Genomic DNA, 18,199 nt, shown 5'->3' with positions numbered 1-18,199 from the left:
CCCCTGCCACCGTTGAAACGAAAATCATGGCGCGCTTACCGGTACGGCGCATCGGCGGCAAGGTTCGCCGCGATCGTGCGTTCCCAGCGGTCGCCGTTTTCGAGCAGCTTGGCCTTGTCGTAGATCAGCTCCTCGCGCGTTTCGGTCGCGAATTCGAAGTTCGGCCCCTCGACGATCGCATCCACCGGGCACGCTTCCGCGCACAGACCGCAGTAGATGCACTTGGTCATGTCGATGTCATAGCGCGTGGTGCGGCGGCTGCCGTCCTCGCGCGGCTCGGCCTCGATCGTGATGGCCAGTGCCGGGCACACCGCCTCGCACAGCTTGCACGCGATGCACCGCTCCTCGCCGCTCGGATAGCGGCGCAGGGCATGCTCGCCGCGGAAGCGGGGCGAGATCGGGTTCTTTTCGAAAGGATAGTTGATCGTCGCCTTGGGCTTGAAGAAATAGCTCAAGGTCAGCGCGTGAGCCTTCACGAACTCCCACAAGGTGAACGACCGGACGACCTGGGCGAGGCTCATAGCGGCGATCCCACACGTTGGATCATCAGATAGCCTGAGATCAGGAAGACGAAAAACAGCGACAGCGGCAGGAACACCTTCCACCCCAGCCGCATCAGCTGGTCGTAGCGATAGCGCGGGACGGTCGCCTTCACCCAGCTGAAGATAAAGAAGAACGTCAGGATCTTGATGAAGAGCCAGATGATGCCGGGCACGTAGTAGAGCGGCGCCCAGTCGATCGGGGGCAGCCAGCCGCCCCAGAACAGAATGGCGTTCAGCGCGCACATCAGGATGACGTTGGCGTATTCGCCGAGCCAGAACAGCGCAAAGCTCATCGAGCTGTATTCGGTCTGATAACCGGCGACGAGCTCGCTCTCCGCCTCGGTCAGGTCGAACGGCGCGCGCTGCGTCTCCGCCATCGACGAAATGAGGAAGACGACCGCCATCGGGAACAGGAGCGGGTTGAAGCCGAAGCCATTGAGCAGGCCGAAGACGTGCCCCGTCTGCGCGATGACGATCGCCGACAGGTTGAAGCTGCCTGCCCACAGCACGACCGAGATCAGGATGAAGCCGATCGCGACTTCGTACGACACCATCTGCGCGGCGGCGCGCAGTGCCGAGAAGAACGGATACTTCGAGTTCGACGCCCAGCCGGCGATGATGATGCCGTAGACACCTAGGCTCGACGCGGCGAGCACGTACAGCAGGCCGACATTGATGTCTGCCACCACCGCGCCCGCCGAGAACGGCACCACCGCCCAAACGATCAGCGCGGTCGTGAAGGTGATGATCGGCGCCAGCAGGAACAGCCCGCGATTGGCCGACGACGGCACGATGGTTTCCTGCAGGAAGACCTTCAGGCCATCGGCGAACGACTGCAGCAGGCCGAACGGCCCCACGACGTTCGGGCCGCGCCGCAGCGCCATCGCCGCCCAGATCTTGCGATCAGCGTAGATGATCATCGCGACCGCCAGCATCAGCGGCAGCGCGATGACGAGGATGCCGACCAGCTTCGCGACGGTCCACGCCGCCTCGTACGGCATGCCCCAGGACTGGAACCAGGCGGTCATTCCGCAGCCTCCGCGAAGTCTTCGCCATGCACCAGTTCGGCCGAACAGCGCTGCATCGTCGGCGATGCGCGGCAGATCGCGTTGGTCAGGTAGAAATCCTTGATCGGATAGCCGACTTCGCCCGACGCATCACTCGACAGCGACGGCACCGACCAGTCGAAGCGCGCGAGCCCTTTCTCGGCCAGCGCGGGGACGGCGGCGTACATCTTGGCACGCAGTTCCTCGAAGCTGTCGAACGGCAGGGTCGTACCGATGCGCTCCGACAGCGCGCGCAGGATCGCCCAGTCCTCGCGCGCATCGCCCGGCGGGAACACCGCACGCTCGCCGCGCTGCACCCGGCCCTCGATGTTGACGTAGGTGCCGGCCTTCTCGGTGTAGGCCGCACCCGGCAGGATCACGTCGGCATGATGCGCGCCGGCGTCGCCGTGATGGCCGACGAAGACCTTGAACGCGCCCTCGAACGCGGCATGGTTCACCTCATCCGCGCCCATGAAGAACACGAGCTTGGGCTTCGCATCGATCAGGTCGGCGACGCCGCCCGGGCGGGTGAAGCCGAGCATCAGGCTGCCCATCCGCGACGCCGAGAAGTGCAGAACGTTATACCCGTTCCAGCCCTGTCCTGAGCCGGTCGAAGCGGCATCTTTCACGAGGCCGAGCGTCTCGATCAGGCCGAGCGTCGCGCCTTGCGCTACGTTCAGCGGCGCGCCGCCGACGATGACCATCGGCCTATCGGCGCCCTTGAAAGCGTCCGTGACCGCCGCGGGCAGATTGCCGAGCAGCGACAGGTCGTTGCCGAGCCATTCGACCTTGTAGGTCAGGTCGGTTTCCGCACCGATCGCGAAGACCTTCGCGCCGCGTTTCACGGACTTCCGGATACGCGTGTTGACCAGCGCCGCTTCCCAGCGGACGTTGGTGCCGACGAGCAGGATCGCGTCCGCCCGCTCGACGCCGGCGATCGTCGAGTTGAAGTTGACCGCGGCGAGGCTGGAGGTGTCGTACTTCGCGCCGGTCTGTCGCCCCTCGTGGAGGTCGGAGCCGAGCGCGGCCAGCAGCGATTTCGTCGCGAAGATCGTCTCGCAATCGACCATGTCGCCATGCACGGCAGCGACGCTCGACCCCGCATCGCGCGCCACCGTGGCGATCGCGTCGAACGCCTCGTTCCAGCTGACCGCGACGAGCTTGCCGTCACGCCGCACATAGGGACGGTCGAGGCGACGACGGACGAGACCGTCGACGGCGTGGCGCGTCTTGTCGTGCGCCCACTCCTCGTTCACATCCTCGTTGATCCGCGGCAGCGCGCGCAGCACCTGACGCCCGCGACTGTCGAGGCGGATGTTGGTGCCGACCGCATCCATCACGTCGATGGCGAGCGTCTTCTTGAGCTCCCACGGCCGCGCTTCGAACGCATAGGGCTTGGACGTCAATGCGCCGACCGGGCAGAGGTCGACCACGTTGCCCGACAGTTCGGACTGGACGGCGTTTTCGAGGTAGGAGGTGATCTGCATCGCCTCGCCGCGATAGATCGCGCCGATATCCTCGACCCCGGCGACCTCCTCGGCGAAGCGGATGCAGCGGGTGCACTGGATGCACCGCGTCATCACCGTCTTCACGATCGGCCCCATATATTTCTCGGTCACCGCGCGCTTGTTTTCAGTGTAGCGCGAATGGCCGCGACCATAGGCCATCGACTGGTCCTGCAGGTCGCATTCGCCGCCCTGATCGCAGATCGGGCAGTCGAGCGGGTGGTTGATGAGCAGGAACTCCATCACGCCCTCGCGCGCGGCCTTCACCATCGCGCTGTCGGTGCGGATCTCCTGATTGTCCGCCGCCGGCAGCGCGCACGACGCCTGCGGCTTCGGCGGGCCGGGCTTCACCTCGACCAGGCACATCCGGCAATTGCCGGCGATGCTGAGCCGCTCGTGATAGCAGAAGCGCGGAATCTCCTTGCCGGCGGCCTCGCACGCCTGGAGCACGGTGGCTCCGGCGGCGACCTCGACCTCGATCCCGTCGACTTTGAGTTTAGGCATGGGTCGTGACTTCCGAAGAAACGGGATGCTTGTCGAGCAAACGCAACGCAAGTGCGATCAAGGGTGCTGCCCCGACAGCCACAAGTGCGCCGCCCCAGTACCAGTCAAGGGGCAGGAACCAAGAGGCGATGACCCGAACGAGATACATGACCGCGAGGATCGCCGACAACAGCAAGGCGACTTCCAGCAGCAGGATGCTGAAGCGCCTCATTCCGCCGCCTCCTGCATCGGGGCGAGCGAGCCGCCCTGCCGCTCGATGATCCGCCGCTCCATTTCGGGACGGAAGTGCTTGATGAGACCCTGGATCGGCCACGCCGCCGCGTCGCCTAGCGCGCAGATGGTGTGGCCCTCGACCTGCTTGGTCACCTGGTGCAGCGTGTCGATCTCGCTGATGTCGGCATCACCGGTGCGCATCCGCTCCATCACGCGCCACATCCAGCCGGTGCCTTCGCGGCACGGGGTGCACTGGCCGCAGCTCTCGTGCTTGTAGAAATAGGACAGGCGGCTGATCGCGCGGACGATGTCGGTGGACTTGTCCATCACGATGACCGCCGCGGTGCCGAGGCCCGATCCGACCGCCTTCAGCCCGTCGAAGTCCATCGGCGCGTCCATGATCTGCGCCGCCGGCACCAGCGGCACCGACGAACCGCCCGGGATGACCGCGAGCAGATTGTCCCACCCGCCGCGGATCCCGCCGCAGTGCTTTTCGATCAGTTCGCGGAACGGGATGCTCATCGCCTCCTCGACCACGCAGGGCGTGTTCACATGGCCCGAGATCTGGAAGAGCTTCGTGCCCTTGTTGCCCTCGGCGCCGAAGCTCGCGAACCATTCCGGGCTACGGCGCAGGATGGTCGGGGCGACCGCGATCGATTCGACGTTGTTGACCGTCGTCGGGCAGCCGTAGAGGCCAGCACCGGCCGGGAACGGCGGCTTCAGGCGCGGCTGGCCCTTCTTGCCCTCAAGGCTCTCCAGCATCGCGGTTTCTTCGCCGCAGATGTAAGCGCCGGCGCCGCGGTGCGCGAAGACGTCGAAGTCGTAGCCCGACCCGCAGGCGTTCTTGCCGAGGAAGCCGCGGTCGTACGCCTCGGCGATCGCCGCGAACAGCACCTCGGCCTCACGGATATATTCGCCGCGGATGTAGATATAGGCGGCCCGCGCACGCATCGCGAAGCCGGCGACCAGCGCGCCCTCGATCAGCTTGTGCGGATCGTGACGGATGATCTCACGGTCCTTGCACGAGCCGGGCTCGGATTCGTCGGCGTTGATGACGAGGAAGCTCGGCCGGTCGGGGCGCGGTTCCTTGGGCATGAAGCTCCACTTCATGCCGGTCGGGAAGCCCGCGCCGCCGCGACCGCGCAGGCCCGACGCCTTGATCCGATCGATGATCGTATCCTGACCGAGCGCCAGCAGCGCCCTCGTATCGTCCCAGTCGCCGCGCTGCATCGCAGCGTCGATGTTCCACGGCTGATAGCCGTAGAGGTTGGTGAAGATGCGGTCCTTGTCGGTAAGGCTCACTTGCCGCTCCCCAGCAGCTTCTGCCCACCTGCAAGGATGGCGATGACTAGGCCCGCGCCGATCAACACGCCGAGCAGCTTGAACGAAAGCTTCAGCACCCAGCCGGCGACGACGATCGCGCCGATGATCGCGAGGATGGTGACGAGGGTGTTCTTGCTCATGCCGACCACTCCGGGCGGTAATCGTGGTTCTCGCCCACCATCGCGGTCAGCGAGGTCGGGCCGCCGAGCGGCTCGACGGTGTGGCGGCCCGGCTCCTGCGTACCGGGCTTCGGGCTGCCGCCCGCCGCCAAGGCTTCCAGGATCGCGGTGGTGCGGTCGTAGTCGAGATCCTCGAAATTGTCGTCGTTGATCTGGACCATCGGCGCCGAGGCGCAATTGCCCATGCACTCGACCTCGGTCAGCGTGAACAGGCCGTCCGGCGTCGTCCGACCCTTGATGAGGCCGTGGTTCTTGCACGCCGCCATCACGTCGTCCGACCCGCGCAGCATGCACGGCGTCGTGCCGCAGACCTGCACATGGTACTTCCCGACGGGCGCGAGGTTGAACATCGTGTAGAAGGTCGCGACCTCGTACACGCGCATGTACGGCACGCCGATCTCGCGTGCGACGAATTCGATGACCGGCACGGGCAGCCAGCCCTGCGTGCCCGTCTCCGCGCCAACCTGACGCTGGGCCAGGTCGAGCAGCGGGATCGAGCCGGACTGCTCGCGTCCGGTAGGATAGCGCCCGAGGATCTCGTTGCGCTTCTTCTGATTGTCATCCGTCCAGGCGAAACCGCCCCAGCGTGCGCGGGTTTCAGCTTCGTCGGGGATGTTGGGTGCGTCAGCCATCAGCGGTCACATTCCCCAAAAACAACATCGATCGCGCCGAGCACGGCCGTCGTGTCGGCCAGCATGTGGCCCTTGCACATGAAGTCCATCGCCTGGAGGTGGCTGAACGCGGTCGGGCGGATCTTGCAGCGATAGGGTTTGTTGGTGCCGTCGCTGACTAGATAGACGCCGAACTCGCCCTTGGGGCTTTCGGTCGCGACGTACACTTCCCCCGCGGGGACGTGGAAGCCCTCGGTATAGAGCTTGAAGTGATGGATGAGCGCTTCCATCGAACGCTTCATCTCGGCGCGCTTGGGCGGGCCGACCTTGCGATCAGACGTCATGATCGGGCCTTCGGGCATCTCGGCCAGGCACTGCTTCATGATGCGCGCGGACTGGCGCACTTCCTCGACCCGGACCATGAACCGGTCGTAGCAATCGCCGCGCGTCCCGACCGGCACGTCGAATTCCATCCGGTCGTAGACGTCATAGGGCTGCGACTTGCGCAGGTCCCAGGCGATGCCCGAGCCGCGGATCATCGGGCCGGAGAAGCCCCACTTCACCGCATCGTCGCGGCTGACCACGGCGATGTCGACGTTGCGCTGCTTGAAGATGCGGTTTTCGGCGACGAGGCTGATCGCATCCTCGAACAGGCGCGGCAGGCGCGTGTCGAGCCAGTCGCCGATGTCGGCGAGCAGCTTGAGCGGCGCATCCTGATGCACCCCGCCGACGCGGAAATAGTTCGAATGCATGCGGGCGCCCGAGACACGCTCGAAAAAGTTCATGCAGTCTTCGCGGATCTCGAACATCCACAGGTTCGGCGTCATCGCGCCGACGTCCATCACATGGCTGCCCAGATTGAGCATGTGGTTCGAGATGCGGGTCAGCTCGGCGAAGAACACGCGCAGATATTGCGCGCGCAGCGGCACCTCGAGGTCGAGCAGCTTCTCGACCGCCAGCACATAGCTGTGCTCCATGCACAGCGGCGAACAGTAATCGAGGCGATCGAAGTACGGCAGCGCCTGCTGATACGTCTTGTGCTCGATGAGCTTCTCGGTGCCGCGGTGGAGCAGGCCGACATGGGGATCGATCCGTTCGATGATCTCGCCGTCCAGCTCCATGACCAGACGCAGCACGCCGTGCGCAGCCGGGTGCTGAGGGCCGAAGTTGATCGTGTAGTTCTGGATCTCGACGTCGCCCGCGGTGGGATCGGCGGCGTCGCGGACGCCTTCCATCTGCTCGATTACATCAGCCATTGCACACGCACCCGTTCGGGCTGAGCTTGTCGAAGCCCTGCCCGTTCTTGTCGAGGTGAGTTGAAGAAGGACAATCCTTCGACAAGCTCAGGATGAACGGGGTGAAAGTCATTGGTTCTGCCCCTTGCCCTCGGTGGGCACGACGTCGGGATCGGCGGGCTTGGGCGCCGCATCGGGCGAAGCCGTGCCCGCGCCCGTCTGCGACCGGTCCTCGGTCGTTTTGGGCTTGTCGACGTCGGCCTCGACCTTGTTCACGGCATCGGCCTTCACGACCTGATCCGCGGTCACCGGCGACGGCGCACCCTTGGCCTGCGGCAGCGCGCCGTCGGGCGTCCCGGCGGCCTTTTCGTCGCCCGGCAGCACGTACTGCGCGCCCTCCCACGGGCTCATGAAGTCGAAGTTGCGGAAGTCCTGCGCCAGCTGCACCGGCTGGTACACGACGCGCTTCGCCTCTTCCGAATAGCGCAGCTCGACGAAGCCCGAGAGCGGGAAGTCCTTGCGCTGCGGATGGCCGCGAAAGCCATAGTCGGTCAGGATGCGGCGCAGGTCGGGATTGCCCGAGAAGAGCACGCCGTACATGTCGTAGACTTCACGCTCCAGCCAGCCGGCGACCGGCCAGATGCCGGTGACGGACGGCACCGGCTGCACCTCGTCGGTGGTGACGCGCACGCGGATGCGATGGTTGCGGGTCAGCGAGAGCAGGCAGTAGACGACGTCGAACCGCTCCGGCCGCGACAGATAGTCGACGCCGGCGATCTCCATCAGCTGCTGATATTCGAGACCGGGCGTATCGCGTAAGAGCATCATCGCCGGCACCAGCGACGCGCGGTCGACGGTCAGCGACGCCTCGCCCACCGTATCGGTCGCCTCGACCAGCATCGCGCCCAGCGCGGCGGTTGCAGCGTCGATCGTCGCGCCGTTCAGGTCGGGCGTATAGCGGGGTGCAGGAGCCTTCATCGTGAGCCCCTCATCGCTCAATCGTCCCGCTGCGGCGGATCTTCCGCTGCAACTGCATGATGCCGTAGAGCAGAGCCTCCGCGGTCGGCGGACAGCCGGGCACGTAGATGTCGACCGGTACGATCCGGTCGCACCCGCGCACGACGCTGTAACTATAATGGTAATAGCCACCGCCGTTGGCGCAGCTGCCCATCGAGATGACGTATTTCGGCTCCGACATCTGGTCGTAGACGCGGCGCAGCGCCGGGGCCATCTTGTTGCACAGCGTGCCCGCGACGATCATCACGTCCGACTGACGCGGGGACGCGCGCGGCGCGGCGCCGAAGCGTTCGAGGTCGTAGCGCGGCATGTTGACGTGGATCATCTCGACCGCGCAGCAGGCGAGGCCGAACGTCATCCACCACAACGATCCGGTGCGCGCCCACTGGAACAGGTCCTCGGTCGAGGTGACCAGGAAACCCTTGTCGTTCAACTCGCCGTTCAGGTCGTTGAAGAAACCCTGATCCGGAAGCGTACCCGCGGCCGGAGGCGTCTGGGTGAGCTCTACTCCCAATCGAGTGTTCCCTTCTTCCATGCGTAGACGAGGCCGAGCGCGAGCTCGGCGATGAAGACCATCATCGACGTCCAGGCGACCCAGCCCAGATCGAACACCGTCACCGCCCACGGATAGATGAAGGCGGCTTCGAGATCGAAGATGATGAACAGGATGGCGACGAGGTAGAAACGGACATCGAACTGGCTGCGCGAATCCTCAAACGCGGGGAAGCCGCATTCATATTCGGTCAGCTTCTCCGGCGTCGGCTTGTGCGCGCCCGTCAGGCGCGCGACGACCATCGGCAGGACGACGAACGCCGTCGAGAGGACGAGTGCGATCCCGAGGAACATCAGGATCGGCAGATAGTGCGACAGATCGACCAAAGCGCTCTCGCAGATGCGAACAAAAGGATGACGCGGGCTTTAGGCCGGGGGTTCCCGAGGGGCAAGGGTTTGAGGATGTGAGAATGATTCTCAAATTGCTTTCAAACCTTCTCCAGAGGGAGAAGGATACCGCAGCTTGCGAGCTTGCTCGCTAGCGCAGGTTGGATGAGGGGATGGCCGCGCGCCAACCCCCTGTCCTCACCCTTCCCACGCCTGCGGCGCGGGCCCCTTCCCTCTCCCGCCGGGAGAGGGAGTTACCGCAGTGAGGTCGCGACCAGCTTGTGAAGGCGCGAATGGAGCTGGTCGTTGGCGGCGAGCACCTCGCCCTTGGCCAGCGCGCTATCCGACCCGCGATAGTCGGTGACGAAACCGCCGGCTTCCTTCACCAGCAGCCAGCCGGCCGCGACGTCCCATGGCTTCAGCCCGCTTTCCCAGAACGCGTCGAACCGCCCCGCCGCGACCCAGGCGAGGTCGAGCGCGGCCGAGCCGAAGCGGCGAATGCCGGCGACTTCGGGCGCGACCGCGCCGAAGATGCGGCTCCACTGGGTGAAGTCGCCGTGGCCAAGGAAGGGGATGCCGGTCGCGATGATGCAGTCGGCGAGGTCGCGGCGCGACGACACGCGCAGGCGGTTGCCCTGTACCCAGGCGCCCCGCCCCTTCTCCGCCCAGAACGCCTCGTCGGTCACCGGCTGATAGATCATGCCGTGGGTGATGCCGGTCATCGGATCGTCCACCGCGATCGAGATCGCGAAGTGCGGGATGCCGTGAAGGAAGTTGGTGGTGCCGTCGAGCGGATCGACGATCCAGCGCGGCTTGGTCGGATCGCCGGGGATCTCACCCGCTTCCTCGACCAGCAGACCCCAGTCGGGCCGCGCGTTGCGCAGCTCGGCGACGATCGTCTCCTCGGCGCGCTTGTCGGCCATCGAGACGAAGTCGGCCGGCCCCTTGCGGCTGACCTGCAGGTTCTGCACCTCGCCGAAATCGCGGCGCAGGCGCGGCGCCGCCTTGCGCACAGCGCGGTCCATGACGGTGATGAGGCCGGAGTGGGAAACCATAAGATAACTCCCCCCTCCCTGGACAAGGGAGGGGTCGGGGGTGGGTCGGTATGGGGCTAGGTTCCGGACAAGCCTCCGGCCGACCCACCCCCTGCCCCTCCCTTGTCCAGGGAGGGGAGCGATCTTGTCACGCGCCGCGGGCGAAGCCCGCGTCGTCGGACGGGCTATGCCCGCCGGCCGAGCGGCCGACGATGCGGATTAGCATTCGCGAACCCGTCTTAGTCGGCACGCTTCACATAGGTCTGCTCATACACATCCACCACGATCCGCGTGCCCGCGCCGATATGCGGCGGGACCATCACGCGGACGCCGTTGTCGAGCATCGCTGGCTTATAGCTGGACGAGGCGGTCTGCCCCTTCACGACGGCGTCGGCCTCGACGATCGTCGCCTCGATCGTGTCGGGCAGCTGAACGCTGATCGCTTCCTCGTCGTACAGCTCCATCACGACGTCCATGCCGTCCTGCAGAAAGGCGGCAGCGTCGCCGAGCAGGTCGCGCGGCAGCGTGGTCTGGTCGTAGGTCAGCTTGTCCATGAAGACCAGATTGTCGCCGTCGGCGAACAGGAACTGGAAATCCTTGGTATCGAGACGCACGCGCTCGACGCTCTCGGCGGAGCGGAAGCGGACGTTGTTCTTGCGGCCGTCGCGCAGGTTCTTCAACTCGACCTGCATGTAAGCGCCACCCTTGCCCGGCTGGGTGTGCTGAATCTTCACCGCGCGCCAGATGCCGTTCTCATACTCGATGATGTTGCCCGGACGGATGTCGACGCCGCTGATCTTCATGAAATGCCTGCCTGAGTGAAAGAGCGTGGGCGCGGCCGGTCAGGCAACGCCGATGCGGGCGCCCTTACCGCGCGGCGGCGCGTCCGACAAGCAGGGGGTAGGGATTGACCGGCTCACCCTGCCACCAGCGGTCGCCCAGCCCCATGCGCGAAACGCCGAAATGGAGGTGGTAGTTGCCCGCTCCCGCATTGCCGGTGTCCCCAACGAAGGCGATGTGCTGACCCGCCGCGACGCGCGCACCCTCCGCGACGCCCGGCGCATAGGCGGCGAGATGCGCGTAGTAATAGGTCCAGCGCCGATCGTCCGAGCGAATGTAGAGTGTGTGGCCGCCGGCCGCGCTGTCGAACACCTTCTCGACCGTCCCCGGCGTCGCGGCGACGACCGGCGTGCCCCCGGGTGCCATGATGTCGGTTCCGGTATGCGCGCGCGCGCCGCCGGCGCGGGATTGGCCCCAGGTGTCGGTGATCGCGGCGGACGCCACGCCCTGCACGGGGATCACCAGCGCGGCGGGCGCAGCCCCGATGGGTGCGCGAGCGCGGGCAACGACATCCTTCACCGCTGCTTCTGGCCGGCTGCCGGTGTAGCGCACCATCGACAAGGCCGCCACGACCAGCATCGCGACGAAGGCGAGCACGAACAGCCCTGTGCGCCGCAGTCCCCGCCGCACGCGCGACGGGCGGGCGGCGTCGGCGCGCGTGGACGCCCCCGGCGTCACGCCCGGAACACGGCCTTAGTGCCCGGCTTCACCATCAGTGCGAGGCGGGCGACATCCCAGTTTGTGAGGCGTATGCAGCCGTTGCTCTCGGTACGGCCGATATGCGACGGCTCGGCGGTGCCGTGGATGCCGTAATGCGGCTTCGACAGGTCAAGCCAGACAACGCCGACGGGGTTGTTCGGGCCCGGGGGGAGTACCGCTTCCTTCGCGCCCGGCTTCGTGTTCGCGATCAGATCGGGATCGAACTTCCAGTCGGGATTGTAGGCCGCCCCCTTGATCGTCCAGTTGCCCAGCGGCAGCGGGAATTTCGCCGACCCCATCGTCGCACTGAACTGCGCGATCAGATTGTCCTCGGCGTCCATGACCTTCAACACGCCCTCCGACTTGTCGACGACGATATGATCTGCGGTCGGCACGGCGGCATCGACGTTCAGCATCGCGAGCGTCGCGCGGAAGGCCTGATCCTCGATCTTGTAGTCGCGCGAGGTCGGCAGCGCGTTGGGCACGACGATCCGCGTGCCAGCGCGCAGCATCGTGTCTCGGCTGTTGAGCGCGACGAGCGTCTCGGGCGTGGTGTGGAACATCTCCGCCAGCTTTTCGAGCGGGGAGCGATAGGCCAGCGAGGGCAGCTTCGCCTGATCGTTATAGTCCTTGGGGATCGGGTTGAGATAGGGTCCAGCGAGAAGCTCGGGGGTCAATGTGATCGCCTTCACCGGGCGCCACTCACGGTGCGGATAGAGCGCGCGGAGCGTCGCGGCGTCGGTCTTGCCGGTGACCGGCAGGCCGCGGCTCTCCTGAAATCCGCGCAGCGCGGCCGTCAGCGACTGGCCGCCGCGACCGTCGAGCACGCCGGGGCCGAAGCCCAGCTTGTCGAGGATCACCTGCACATGCATCACCGAAGGATCGAGCGGGGTGACCGCCGGTGCCGCGGCCGGCTGTGCCAGCGCGGCGGTGGCGGTCAATGCGGCGAACAGGCCGGCGGCGATACGCTTACGCATTCAGTATTCCTCTCGAACTCGGTCTTGCCGAGTCAAACGAGGGACGCTGCGAAGGTTTCCCTGCCGTTATGACATCGCGGCGAGCAGCGCCTTCACCGCCGCCGCCTCGTCCCCACCCCACACCGCGTTCGACACGGCGAGGAAGTCGGCGCCGGCCGCGACCAGCGGCTTGGCGTTGGCCGGCGTGATGCCGCCGATCGCCACGGAAGGGATCTCGAACAGCGCGCCCCACCACGACAAGATCGAGGGATCGGGCACGTGCTGCACGGTCTTGGTTGTGGTGGGATAGAAGGCGCCGAACGCGACATAATCGGCGCCCGCCTCCCCCGCCTCCATCGCGAGGTGGCGGCTGTCGTGGCAGGTCACGCCGATCTGCGCGTCCGGTCCCAGCACGTCGCGCGCCTCGCGGGGATCGCCGTCACCCTGCCCCAGATGCACGCCGTCCGCACCCAGCCGCTTGGCGAGGCTGATGCTGTCGTTGACGATGAAGGCGACGTCGGCGTCGGCGCAGATGCGACGCAACGGATCGGCCAGCCGCGCGGCCTCGTGCTGGTCCACGCCCTTCACGCGGAACTGGAAGGCGGCGACCGGCCCGGCGTCCAGCGCGCGGCGCAGACGGTCCGAGAACGCGCCCGACACGTCGAGCGGCGAGATGAGATAGAGCTTGCAGGCGCCGCGGTGATGCCCGCTTTTCTCGTCCCGCGCGAACTGCTGGGCGAAATCGGGGTCGAGCGGGCCGAGGGGGTCTTCGTCGTGGTCGATCATGCGCCTGCGCCTAGCGCGTCGATGGCGTTGGCGAAAGCCGCCGGATCATCCAGCCGATGCGCGACCGCGCGGATGGAACGTCGGCGCATCTCTACGGGCGCGGTCAGATCGACGATGACATTGGGATAGGCGATCAGTGCCAGGTTGAGCACGGTCTGCGACCGATGCTCGTCCCCGGCGATGGCGCGGCGCACGCCGGCGATGGCGGATCTCGGCAGATATATCTGTCGGATGATACCGACGCGCATCAACACGCCACGCTCGTCGATCTCGATCGGTCGCCGCGCGAAGCCTGCGATCGCAACCACCAGCCAGATGACTCCGGAGGCCGTCACTACCGACAGCAGCATCGCCGCGCGCGGAAACCAGTGCGCGAGGAACAGGTGGACGACCAGCAATTCGACGAGCGACAGGCCGACCAGCACCCACATCATGGGTGCGATGGCGCGGTGGTAGGTGAAGCGGCGATCATCGATCGAATACTCCGCCGTCACCGCGCCTGTCGCTTATTGCTCGCCCTTGTAGATGCCGACGAGCTTGTCGAGCATCGCCAGCGCGTCCTCGCGGCTGCGCTGGAAGGTGTTGCGACCGATGATCGAGCCGTTGCCGCCGCCGTCGCGGATGTCGCGCGCGTCCTGATAGACCGCGTCCTCGCCCTTGGTCGCACCGCCCGAGAAGACGACGATGCGGCGGCCGTTGAAGCACGCCTGCGTTACGTGGCGGACGCGGTCGGCCTGCTTCGAGAAGTCGTGGCCCTCATAGGCCTTCTTCGCGTCGGCCTGCTCGATATGGTCGCTGGGCAGCTTCACCTTGATGATGTGCGCGCCCATCAGCGCCGCCATGTGCGCGGCATAGGCGCCGACGTCGAGCGCCAGTTCGCCCGACTTGGGCAGGATGCCGCCGCGCGGATAGGACCAGAGCACGGTCGGGATGCCGACCGACTTGGCCTCCGCCGACAGCTCCTTGATCTCCTCCATCATGTCGAACACGTCGTCCGACCCCGGATAGATGGTGAAGCCGATCGCCGCGCAGCCCAGGCGCAAGGCATCGTCGACGCCGCCGGTCAGCGCCTGATTGGCGGTGGTCGACCAACTGTTCGAGCTGTTGCACTTCAGGATCGTCGGGATCTGCCCGGCGAAGGTGTCGGCGCCCGCCTCCAGCATGCCGAGCGGCGCAGCATAGGCCGACAGGCCCGCGTCGATCGCCATCTGATAGTGATAGTGCGGGTCGTAGGCCGGAGCGTTGACCGCGAAGCTGCGCGCGGGCCCGTGTTCGAAACCCTGATCGACCGGCAGGATGACGAGCTTGCCAGTGCCGCCCAGACGCCCTTGCATCAGGATGCGGGCGAGGTTGCCCTTTACGCCCGGATTGTCGGATTCATAGTTGGCGAGGATGGCTTTTACGGTCGGTGTCATTGGGAGAGCTCCAGTTATCAAAGGGCCAGCCAGCGCCGAAGCGCCTGGTCAGCCTGTTCCATGGTGGTTGCGGGCGCGCGCCCGAGAATGCGGACGATACGGTTGCGACGGAGCGTCTGAACCTTGTCGACCTGTACTTCGCTGTCGTCGATCAGTCCGGTCTGCTCGCTCGGTTCCAGCAGCACGCGGAACAATCCTTCCGCCCCGACGTGAGAGATGATCGGACAGAGGCTGAATGAGCCGTGGCTGGGGTTGAAGACATCCGACTGAACGATAAGAAACGGCCGCGGCTTGCTCGTGTACTCGCCTGGGCCGGAAGCGAGGACGATTGCCCCCCGCGTTATTTCCACTGGCCATCCTCGGCTTCGATCGCCTCGAAGAATCCCCAATCGCTCGAATCGTCGCGAAGCGACGCGGCAAGCGACTGACGCCGCGCCTCCGCCAGATAGGCTTCGTCATGCAGTTCGACATACCGGCGCACGGCATCGCGCGCGATGTCGCTCTTGCTGCGACCCTGCGTCCGCGCGACGGCGGTCAGGCGCCGTTCGAGTTCATCATCCAATCGCACGCCGAGCATCGCGGCACCTCTACGTTTAACACGTTAAACATAGGTGATCGCCGTCAACGCGTCAACGCCGCGACGCCCGGCAGGTCCTTGCCCTCCATCCATTCCAGGAACGCGCCGCCCGCGGTCGAGACGAAGGTGAAGCTGTCTGCCACCCCTGCCTGGTTGAGCGCGGCGACGGTATCGCCGCCGCCCGCGACGGAGACCAGCCCGCCTTCCTTCGTCAGCGCGGCCGCGGTGCGGGCCAGTGCGACGGTGGCGGTGTCGAACGGCGGCGTCTCGAATGCGCCGAGCGGACCGTTCCAGACGAGCGTACGACAGTTCTTGAGCACATCGCCCAGCGCTTCGGTCGCAGCCGGTCCGATGTCGAGGATCATCTCGTCCGCCGCGACTTGGTGGACGTTGCAGGTGCGCACCGATGGCGGGTTGGCGGCGAACTCCTTCGCGACCACCACGTCGTACGGCAAGTGGACGGTGCAGCCCGCCGCGTCGGCGGCATCGAGGATCGCCTCCGCCGTTTCCGCCAGATCATGTTCGCACAGCGACTTGCCGACATCGACACCACGCGCGGCGAGGAACGTGTTGGCCATGCCGCCGCCGATGATGAGATGATCGACCTTCGTCACCATCTGACGCAGAACGTCGAGCTTCGACGACACCTTGGCGCCGCCGACCACGGCCGCGACCGGGTGCTCGGGATTGCCGAGCGCCTTGTCGAGCGCGACCAGTTCGGCCTCCATCGCGCGGCCGGCGAAGGCGGGGAGGCGGTGCGCGAGCCCCTCGGTCGAGGCATGGGCGCGGTGCGCGGCGGAGAAGGCGTCGTTGACGTAGAGATCGCCGAGCGCGGCAAAGCGGTCGATCGTTTCGGGCGCGTTCTTCTCCTCGCCACCGAAGAACCGCGTGTTCTCCAGGACCGCGATGTCGCCGTCGCTGAGCGCGCGAACCGCGTCCGCATCGCCCTCCCAATCGATGTAGCGGACGGGGCGGCCCAGCACTTCGGCATAGGGCGCGACGATCTGTTCGAGCGAGAACTCCGGCGACGGCGCCTTAGGTCGGCCGAAGTGGGCGAGGATCAGCACGATCGCGCCCTTGTCGGCGAGCTCGCACACCGTCGCCAGCGTCGCGCGCATCCGCGTATCGTCGGTGACCTTGCCGTCCGCCATCGGCACGTTCAGGTCCTCGCGCACCAGCACGCGCTTGCCCGTGACGTCGCCGATGTCGTCCAGCGTACGGAATGGCTTGGTCATCAATCGATCCTTATCGTGTCGCCGACGCCGATCGCGCCGCCGGTTATCACCATCGCACAGACCCCGCCGCGCCAGTCGGGCGACAGCGCGGCACGCAGGCCCTCGGCCAGCGCCTCCATCCGCTCGCACGGATCGGTCTCGCGCGTTATCTCCAGCACCACATGCTCGCCGATGCGCAGCCGGGTGCCGGGCGTCTGCGGCAGGTCAAGCCCGGCGACGAGCAGATTGGCGCGCCGTTCCGACCAGTCGATATTGTGACCGACCTCCGCCATCGCCGCCGCCCAGTCGCCCGCCTCCATCAGCGTGACCTGGCGCTTGTAGGGTCGCCCCTTCATCGCGCCACGAAAGTCGCCGACGATCCCGCCCTCTGGTGTGACGAGCGCGTGGCCGAGGGTGTCCATCGGCCCCTTTGGCCGCGCGTGCCGGGCGATGCCGGCCAGTGTGCCGGTCATCGCCTCTCGCTCCGTTCGCTTTGAGCGAAGTCGAAGGGCATGGCCTGGGGCGGTGCTTCGACTTCGCTCAGCACGAACGGATGAGAGGCGGTCGGCATTACCCCAGCAGCTTCGCCATCGCGACGGCCGTGTCGACCATGCGGTTCGAGAAGCCCCATTCATTGTCGTACCAGCTGACGACGCGCACCAGCTTGCCGTCGAGCACCGCCGTCTCGAGGCTGTCGACGGTCGACGAATAGGGCGTGTGGACGATGTCGATCGACACCAGAGGCTCGTCGGAGAAGTGCAGCACGCCCTTCATCGGGCCTTCCGCCGCGGCCTTCAGCAGGCCGTTGACCTCCTCCACGCTGGTGTCGCGCTTCGGCGTGAAGGTTAGGTCGATCAGGCTGCCGTCCGGCACCGGCACGCGGATCGCCGAACCGTCGAGCTTGCCCTTCAGTTCGGGCAGCACCTCGCCCACCGCGCGCGCCGCGCCGGTGGTGGTCGGGATCATGTTCATCGCGGCGGCGCGCGCACGGCGCAGGTCGGGATGGATCTGGTCAAGGATCTTCTGGTCGTTGGTATAGGCGTGGACGGTGGTCATCAGGCCGCGCTCGATGCCGATGCTGTCGTTCAGCACCTTCGCGACCGGCGCCAGGCAGTTGGTCGTGCAGCTGGCGTTCGAGACGATGTGATGATCGCCGGTCAGCTTGTCGTCGTTGACGCCGAACACGACGGTCAGGTCGACGCCCTTGGCCGGCGCGGAGATCAGCACGCGCTTCGCGCCGCCGTCGAGATGCTTCTGCGCGCTCTCACGATCGGTGAAGAAGCCGGTGCATTCCAGCACGATGTCGACGCCGTGCGTCCCGTGCGGCAGGTTGGCGGGATCGCGCTCGGCGGTGACGGCGATACGCTTGCCGTCGATGACGAGATCGGTGCCCTCGGCCGCCACGTCGCCCGGGAACTTGCCGTGGACGCTGTCGCGGCTGAACAGCCAGGCGTTCGACTTGGCGTCGGCCAGATCGTTGATCGTCACCAGCTCCAGCCCGCAGTCGGGCCGCTCGAGGATCGCGCGCGCCACCAGACGTCCGATACGGCCGAAACCGTTGATCGCTACCTTCGTCATTCTCATTCTCTCCTCAACGTCCATTCGCCTGCGCGGATCATGCGAC

Annotated in this window: 23 protein-coding genes; all 23 read right to left on the bottom strand. The window is 66.3% G+C overall.

Annotated features, from left to right (window positions below):
- Positions 1 to 35: 35 nt before the first annotated feature.
- The 23 genes from nuoI to gap all read right to left on the bottom strand — a co-directional run bounded on the left by nuoI (position 36) and on the right by gap (position 18,153).
- The gene (gene nuoI / locus ACX40P_RS07460) at positions 36 to 521 is read right to left on the bottom strand and encodes an NADH-quinone oxidoreductase subunit NuoI (RefSeq protein WP_459125688.1); all 486 of its coding nucleotides are present in this window, start codon (positions 519 to 521) and stop codon (positions 36 to 38) included.
- On the bottom strand, positions 518 to 1,570 hold the full coding sequence (nuoH, locus tag ACX40P_RS07455) for an NADH-quinone oxidoreductase subunit NuoH (RefSeq protein ID WP_459125687.1): 1,053 nt from the start codon (positions 1,568 to 1,570) through the stop codon (positions 518 to 520). Before nuoH ends, nuoI begins: the two co-directional genes overlap by 4 nt.
- Positions 1,567 to 3,597: an NADH-quinone oxidoreductase subunit NuoG gene (nuoG, locus tag ACX40P_RS07450; protein ID WP_459125686.1), complete on the bottom strand. Its 2,031-nt coding sequence runs from the start codon at positions 3,595 to 3,597 to the stop codon at positions 1,567 to 1,569. The genes nuoH and nuoG overlap by 4 nt, the downstream gene beginning before the upstream one ends.
- Positions 3,590 to 3,808, bottom strand: a complete 219-nt coding sequence (locus tag ACX40P_RS07445; protein ID WP_459125685.1) for a hypothetical protein — start codon at positions 3,806 to 3,808, stop codon at positions 3,590 to 3,592. The genes nuoG and ACX40P_RS07445 overlap by 8 nt, the downstream gene beginning before the upstream one ends.
- A complete protein-coding gene (gene nuoF / locus ACX40P_RS07440; RefSeq protein ID WP_459125684.1) occupies positions 3,805 to 5,112 on the bottom strand; it encodes an NADH-quinone oxidoreductase subunit NuoF in 1,308 nt (435 codons plus the stop codon). The genes ACX40P_RS07445 and nuoF overlap by 4 nt, the downstream gene beginning before the upstream one ends.
- Positions 5,109 to 5,273 (bottom strand): hypothetical protein, encoded by a 165-nt coding sequence (locus ACX40P_RS07435; protein ID WP_459125683.1) that lies wholly within the window; start codon positions 5,271 to 5,273, stop codon positions 5,109 to 5,111. The genes nuoF and ACX40P_RS07435 overlap by 4 nt, the downstream gene beginning before the upstream one ends.
- The gene (locus ACX40P_RS07430; RefSeq protein ID WP_459125682.1) at positions 5,270 to 5,944 is read right to left on the bottom strand and encodes a complex I 24 kDa subunit family protein; all 675 of its coding nucleotides are present in this window, start codon (positions 5,942 to 5,944) and stop codon (positions 5,270 to 5,272) included. Before ACX40P_RS07430 ends, ACX40P_RS07435 begins: the two co-directional genes overlap by 4 nt.
- Positions 5,944 to 7,179, bottom strand: coding sequence for an NADH-quinone oxidoreductase subunit D (locus ACX40P_RS07425; protein ID WP_459125681.1), 1,236 nt, complete (start codon positions 7,177 to 7,179; stop codon positions 5,944 to 5,946). The genes ACX40P_RS07430 and ACX40P_RS07425 overlap by 1 nt, the downstream gene beginning before the upstream one ends.
- 108 nt (positions 7,180 to 7,287) lie before the next feature.
- Positions 7,288 to 8,136, bottom strand: coding sequence for an NADH-quinone oxidoreductase subunit C (locus ACX40P_RS07420; RefSeq protein WP_459125680.1), 849 nt, complete (start codon positions 8,134 to 8,136; stop codon positions 7,288 to 7,290).
- Positions 8,137 to 8,146: 10 nt separating this feature from the next.
- Positions 8,147 to 8,689 (bottom strand): NuoB/complex I 20 kDa subunit family protein, encoded by a 543-nt coding sequence (locus ACX40P_RS07415; RefSeq protein ID WP_459125679.1) that lies wholly within the window; start codon positions 8,687 to 8,689, stop codon positions 8,147 to 8,149.
- A complete protein-coding gene (locus ACX40P_RS07410) occupies positions 8,680 to 9,054 on the bottom strand; it encodes an NADH-quinone oxidoreductase subunit A (protein WP_459125678.1) in 375 nt (124 codons plus the stop codon). The genes ACX40P_RS07415 and ACX40P_RS07410 overlap by 10 nt, the downstream gene beginning before the upstream one ends.
- 254 nt (positions 9,055 to 9,308) lie before the next feature.
- Positions 9,309 to 10,109, bottom strand: coding sequence for an inositol monophosphatase family protein (locus ACX40P_RS07405; protein ID WP_459125677.1), 801 nt, complete (start codon positions 10,107 to 10,109; stop codon positions 9,309 to 9,311).
- 218 nt (positions 10,110 to 10,327) lie between these two features.
- The gene (gene efp, locus ACX40P_RS07400) at positions 10,328 to 10,891 is read right to left on the bottom strand and encodes an elongation factor P (protein WP_459125676.1); all 564 of its coding nucleotides are present in this window, start codon (positions 10,889 to 10,891) and stop codon (positions 10,328 to 10,330) included.
- A 64-nt stretch (positions 10,892 to 10,955) separates the two neighbouring features.
- The gene (locus ACX40P_RS07395) at positions 10,956 to 11,606 is read right to left on the bottom strand and encodes a M23 family metallopeptidase (protein ID WP_459125675.1); all 651 of its coding nucleotides are present in this window, start codon (positions 11,604 to 11,606) and stop codon (positions 10,956 to 10,958) included.
- Positions 11,603 to 12,604, bottom strand: coding sequence for a L,D-transpeptidase family protein (locus tag ACX40P_RS07390; RefSeq protein WP_459125674.1), 1,002 nt, complete (start codon positions 12,602 to 12,604; stop codon positions 11,603 to 11,605). The genes ACX40P_RS07395 and ACX40P_RS07390 overlap by 4 nt, the downstream gene beginning before the upstream one ends.
- A 66-nt stretch (positions 12,605 to 12,670) precedes the next feature.
- Positions 12,671 to 13,369: a thiamine phosphate synthase gene (thiE, locus tag ACX40P_RS07385; RefSeq protein ID WP_459125673.1), complete on the bottom strand. Its 699-nt coding sequence runs from the start codon at positions 13,367 to 13,369 to the stop codon at positions 12,671 to 12,673.
- On the bottom strand, positions 13,366 to 13,863 hold the full coding sequence (locus ACX40P_RS07380; RefSeq protein WP_459125672.1) for a hypothetical protein: 498 nt from the start codon (positions 13,861 to 13,863) through the stop codon (positions 13,366 to 13,368). Before ACX40P_RS07380 ends, thiE begins: the two co-directional genes overlap by 4 nt.
- A gap of 12 nt (positions 13,864 to 13,875) precedes the next feature.
- Complete coding sequence (locus ACX40P_RS07375) at positions 13,876 to 14,784, bottom strand: class I fructose-bisphosphate aldolase (RefSeq protein WP_459125671.1); 909 nt, start codon at positions 14,782 to 14,784, stop codon at positions 13,876 to 13,878.
- A 17-nt stretch (positions 14,785 to 14,801) separates the two neighbouring features.
- On the bottom strand, positions 14,802 to 15,134 hold the full coding sequence (locus ACX40P_RS07370; protein ID WP_459125670.1) for a type II toxin-antitoxin system PemK/MazF family toxin: 333 nt from the start codon (positions 15,132 to 15,134) through the stop codon (positions 14,802 to 14,804).
- Positions 15,125 to 15,361 (bottom strand): type II toxin-antitoxin system RelB family antitoxin, encoded by a 237-nt coding sequence (gene relB / locus ACX40P_RS07365; protein ID WP_459125669.1) that lies wholly within the window; start codon positions 15,359 to 15,361, stop codon positions 15,125 to 15,127. The genes ACX40P_RS07370 and relB overlap by 10 nt, the downstream gene beginning before the upstream one ends.
- 44 nt (positions 15,362 to 15,405) lie before the next feature.
- Complete coding sequence (locus tag ACX40P_RS07360) at positions 15,406 to 16,596, bottom strand: phosphoglycerate kinase (RefSeq protein WP_459125668.1); 1,191 nt, start codon at positions 16,594 to 16,596, stop codon at positions 15,406 to 15,408.
- Positions 16,596 to 17,048, bottom strand: coding sequence for an MOSC domain-containing protein (locus tag ACX40P_RS07355; RefSeq protein ID WP_459125667.1), 453 nt, complete (start codon positions 17,046 to 17,048; stop codon positions 16,596 to 16,598). The genes ACX40P_RS07360 and ACX40P_RS07355 overlap by 1 nt, the downstream gene beginning before the upstream one ends.
- 97 nt (positions 17,049 to 17,145) lie before the next feature.
- Complete coding sequence (gene gap, locus ACX40P_RS07350) at positions 17,146 to 18,153, bottom strand: type I glyceraldehyde-3-phosphate dehydrogenase (protein WP_459125666.1); 1,008 nt, start codon at positions 18,151 to 18,153, stop codon at positions 17,146 to 17,148.
- Positions 18,154 to 18,199: the final 46 nt, after the last annotated feature.

This window comes from Sphingomonas sp. RS2018 (assembly GCF_054489605.1).
Note: the sequence above shows the minus strand (reverse complement) of the source record. Positions and strands in the feature narration are given on the sequence as shown.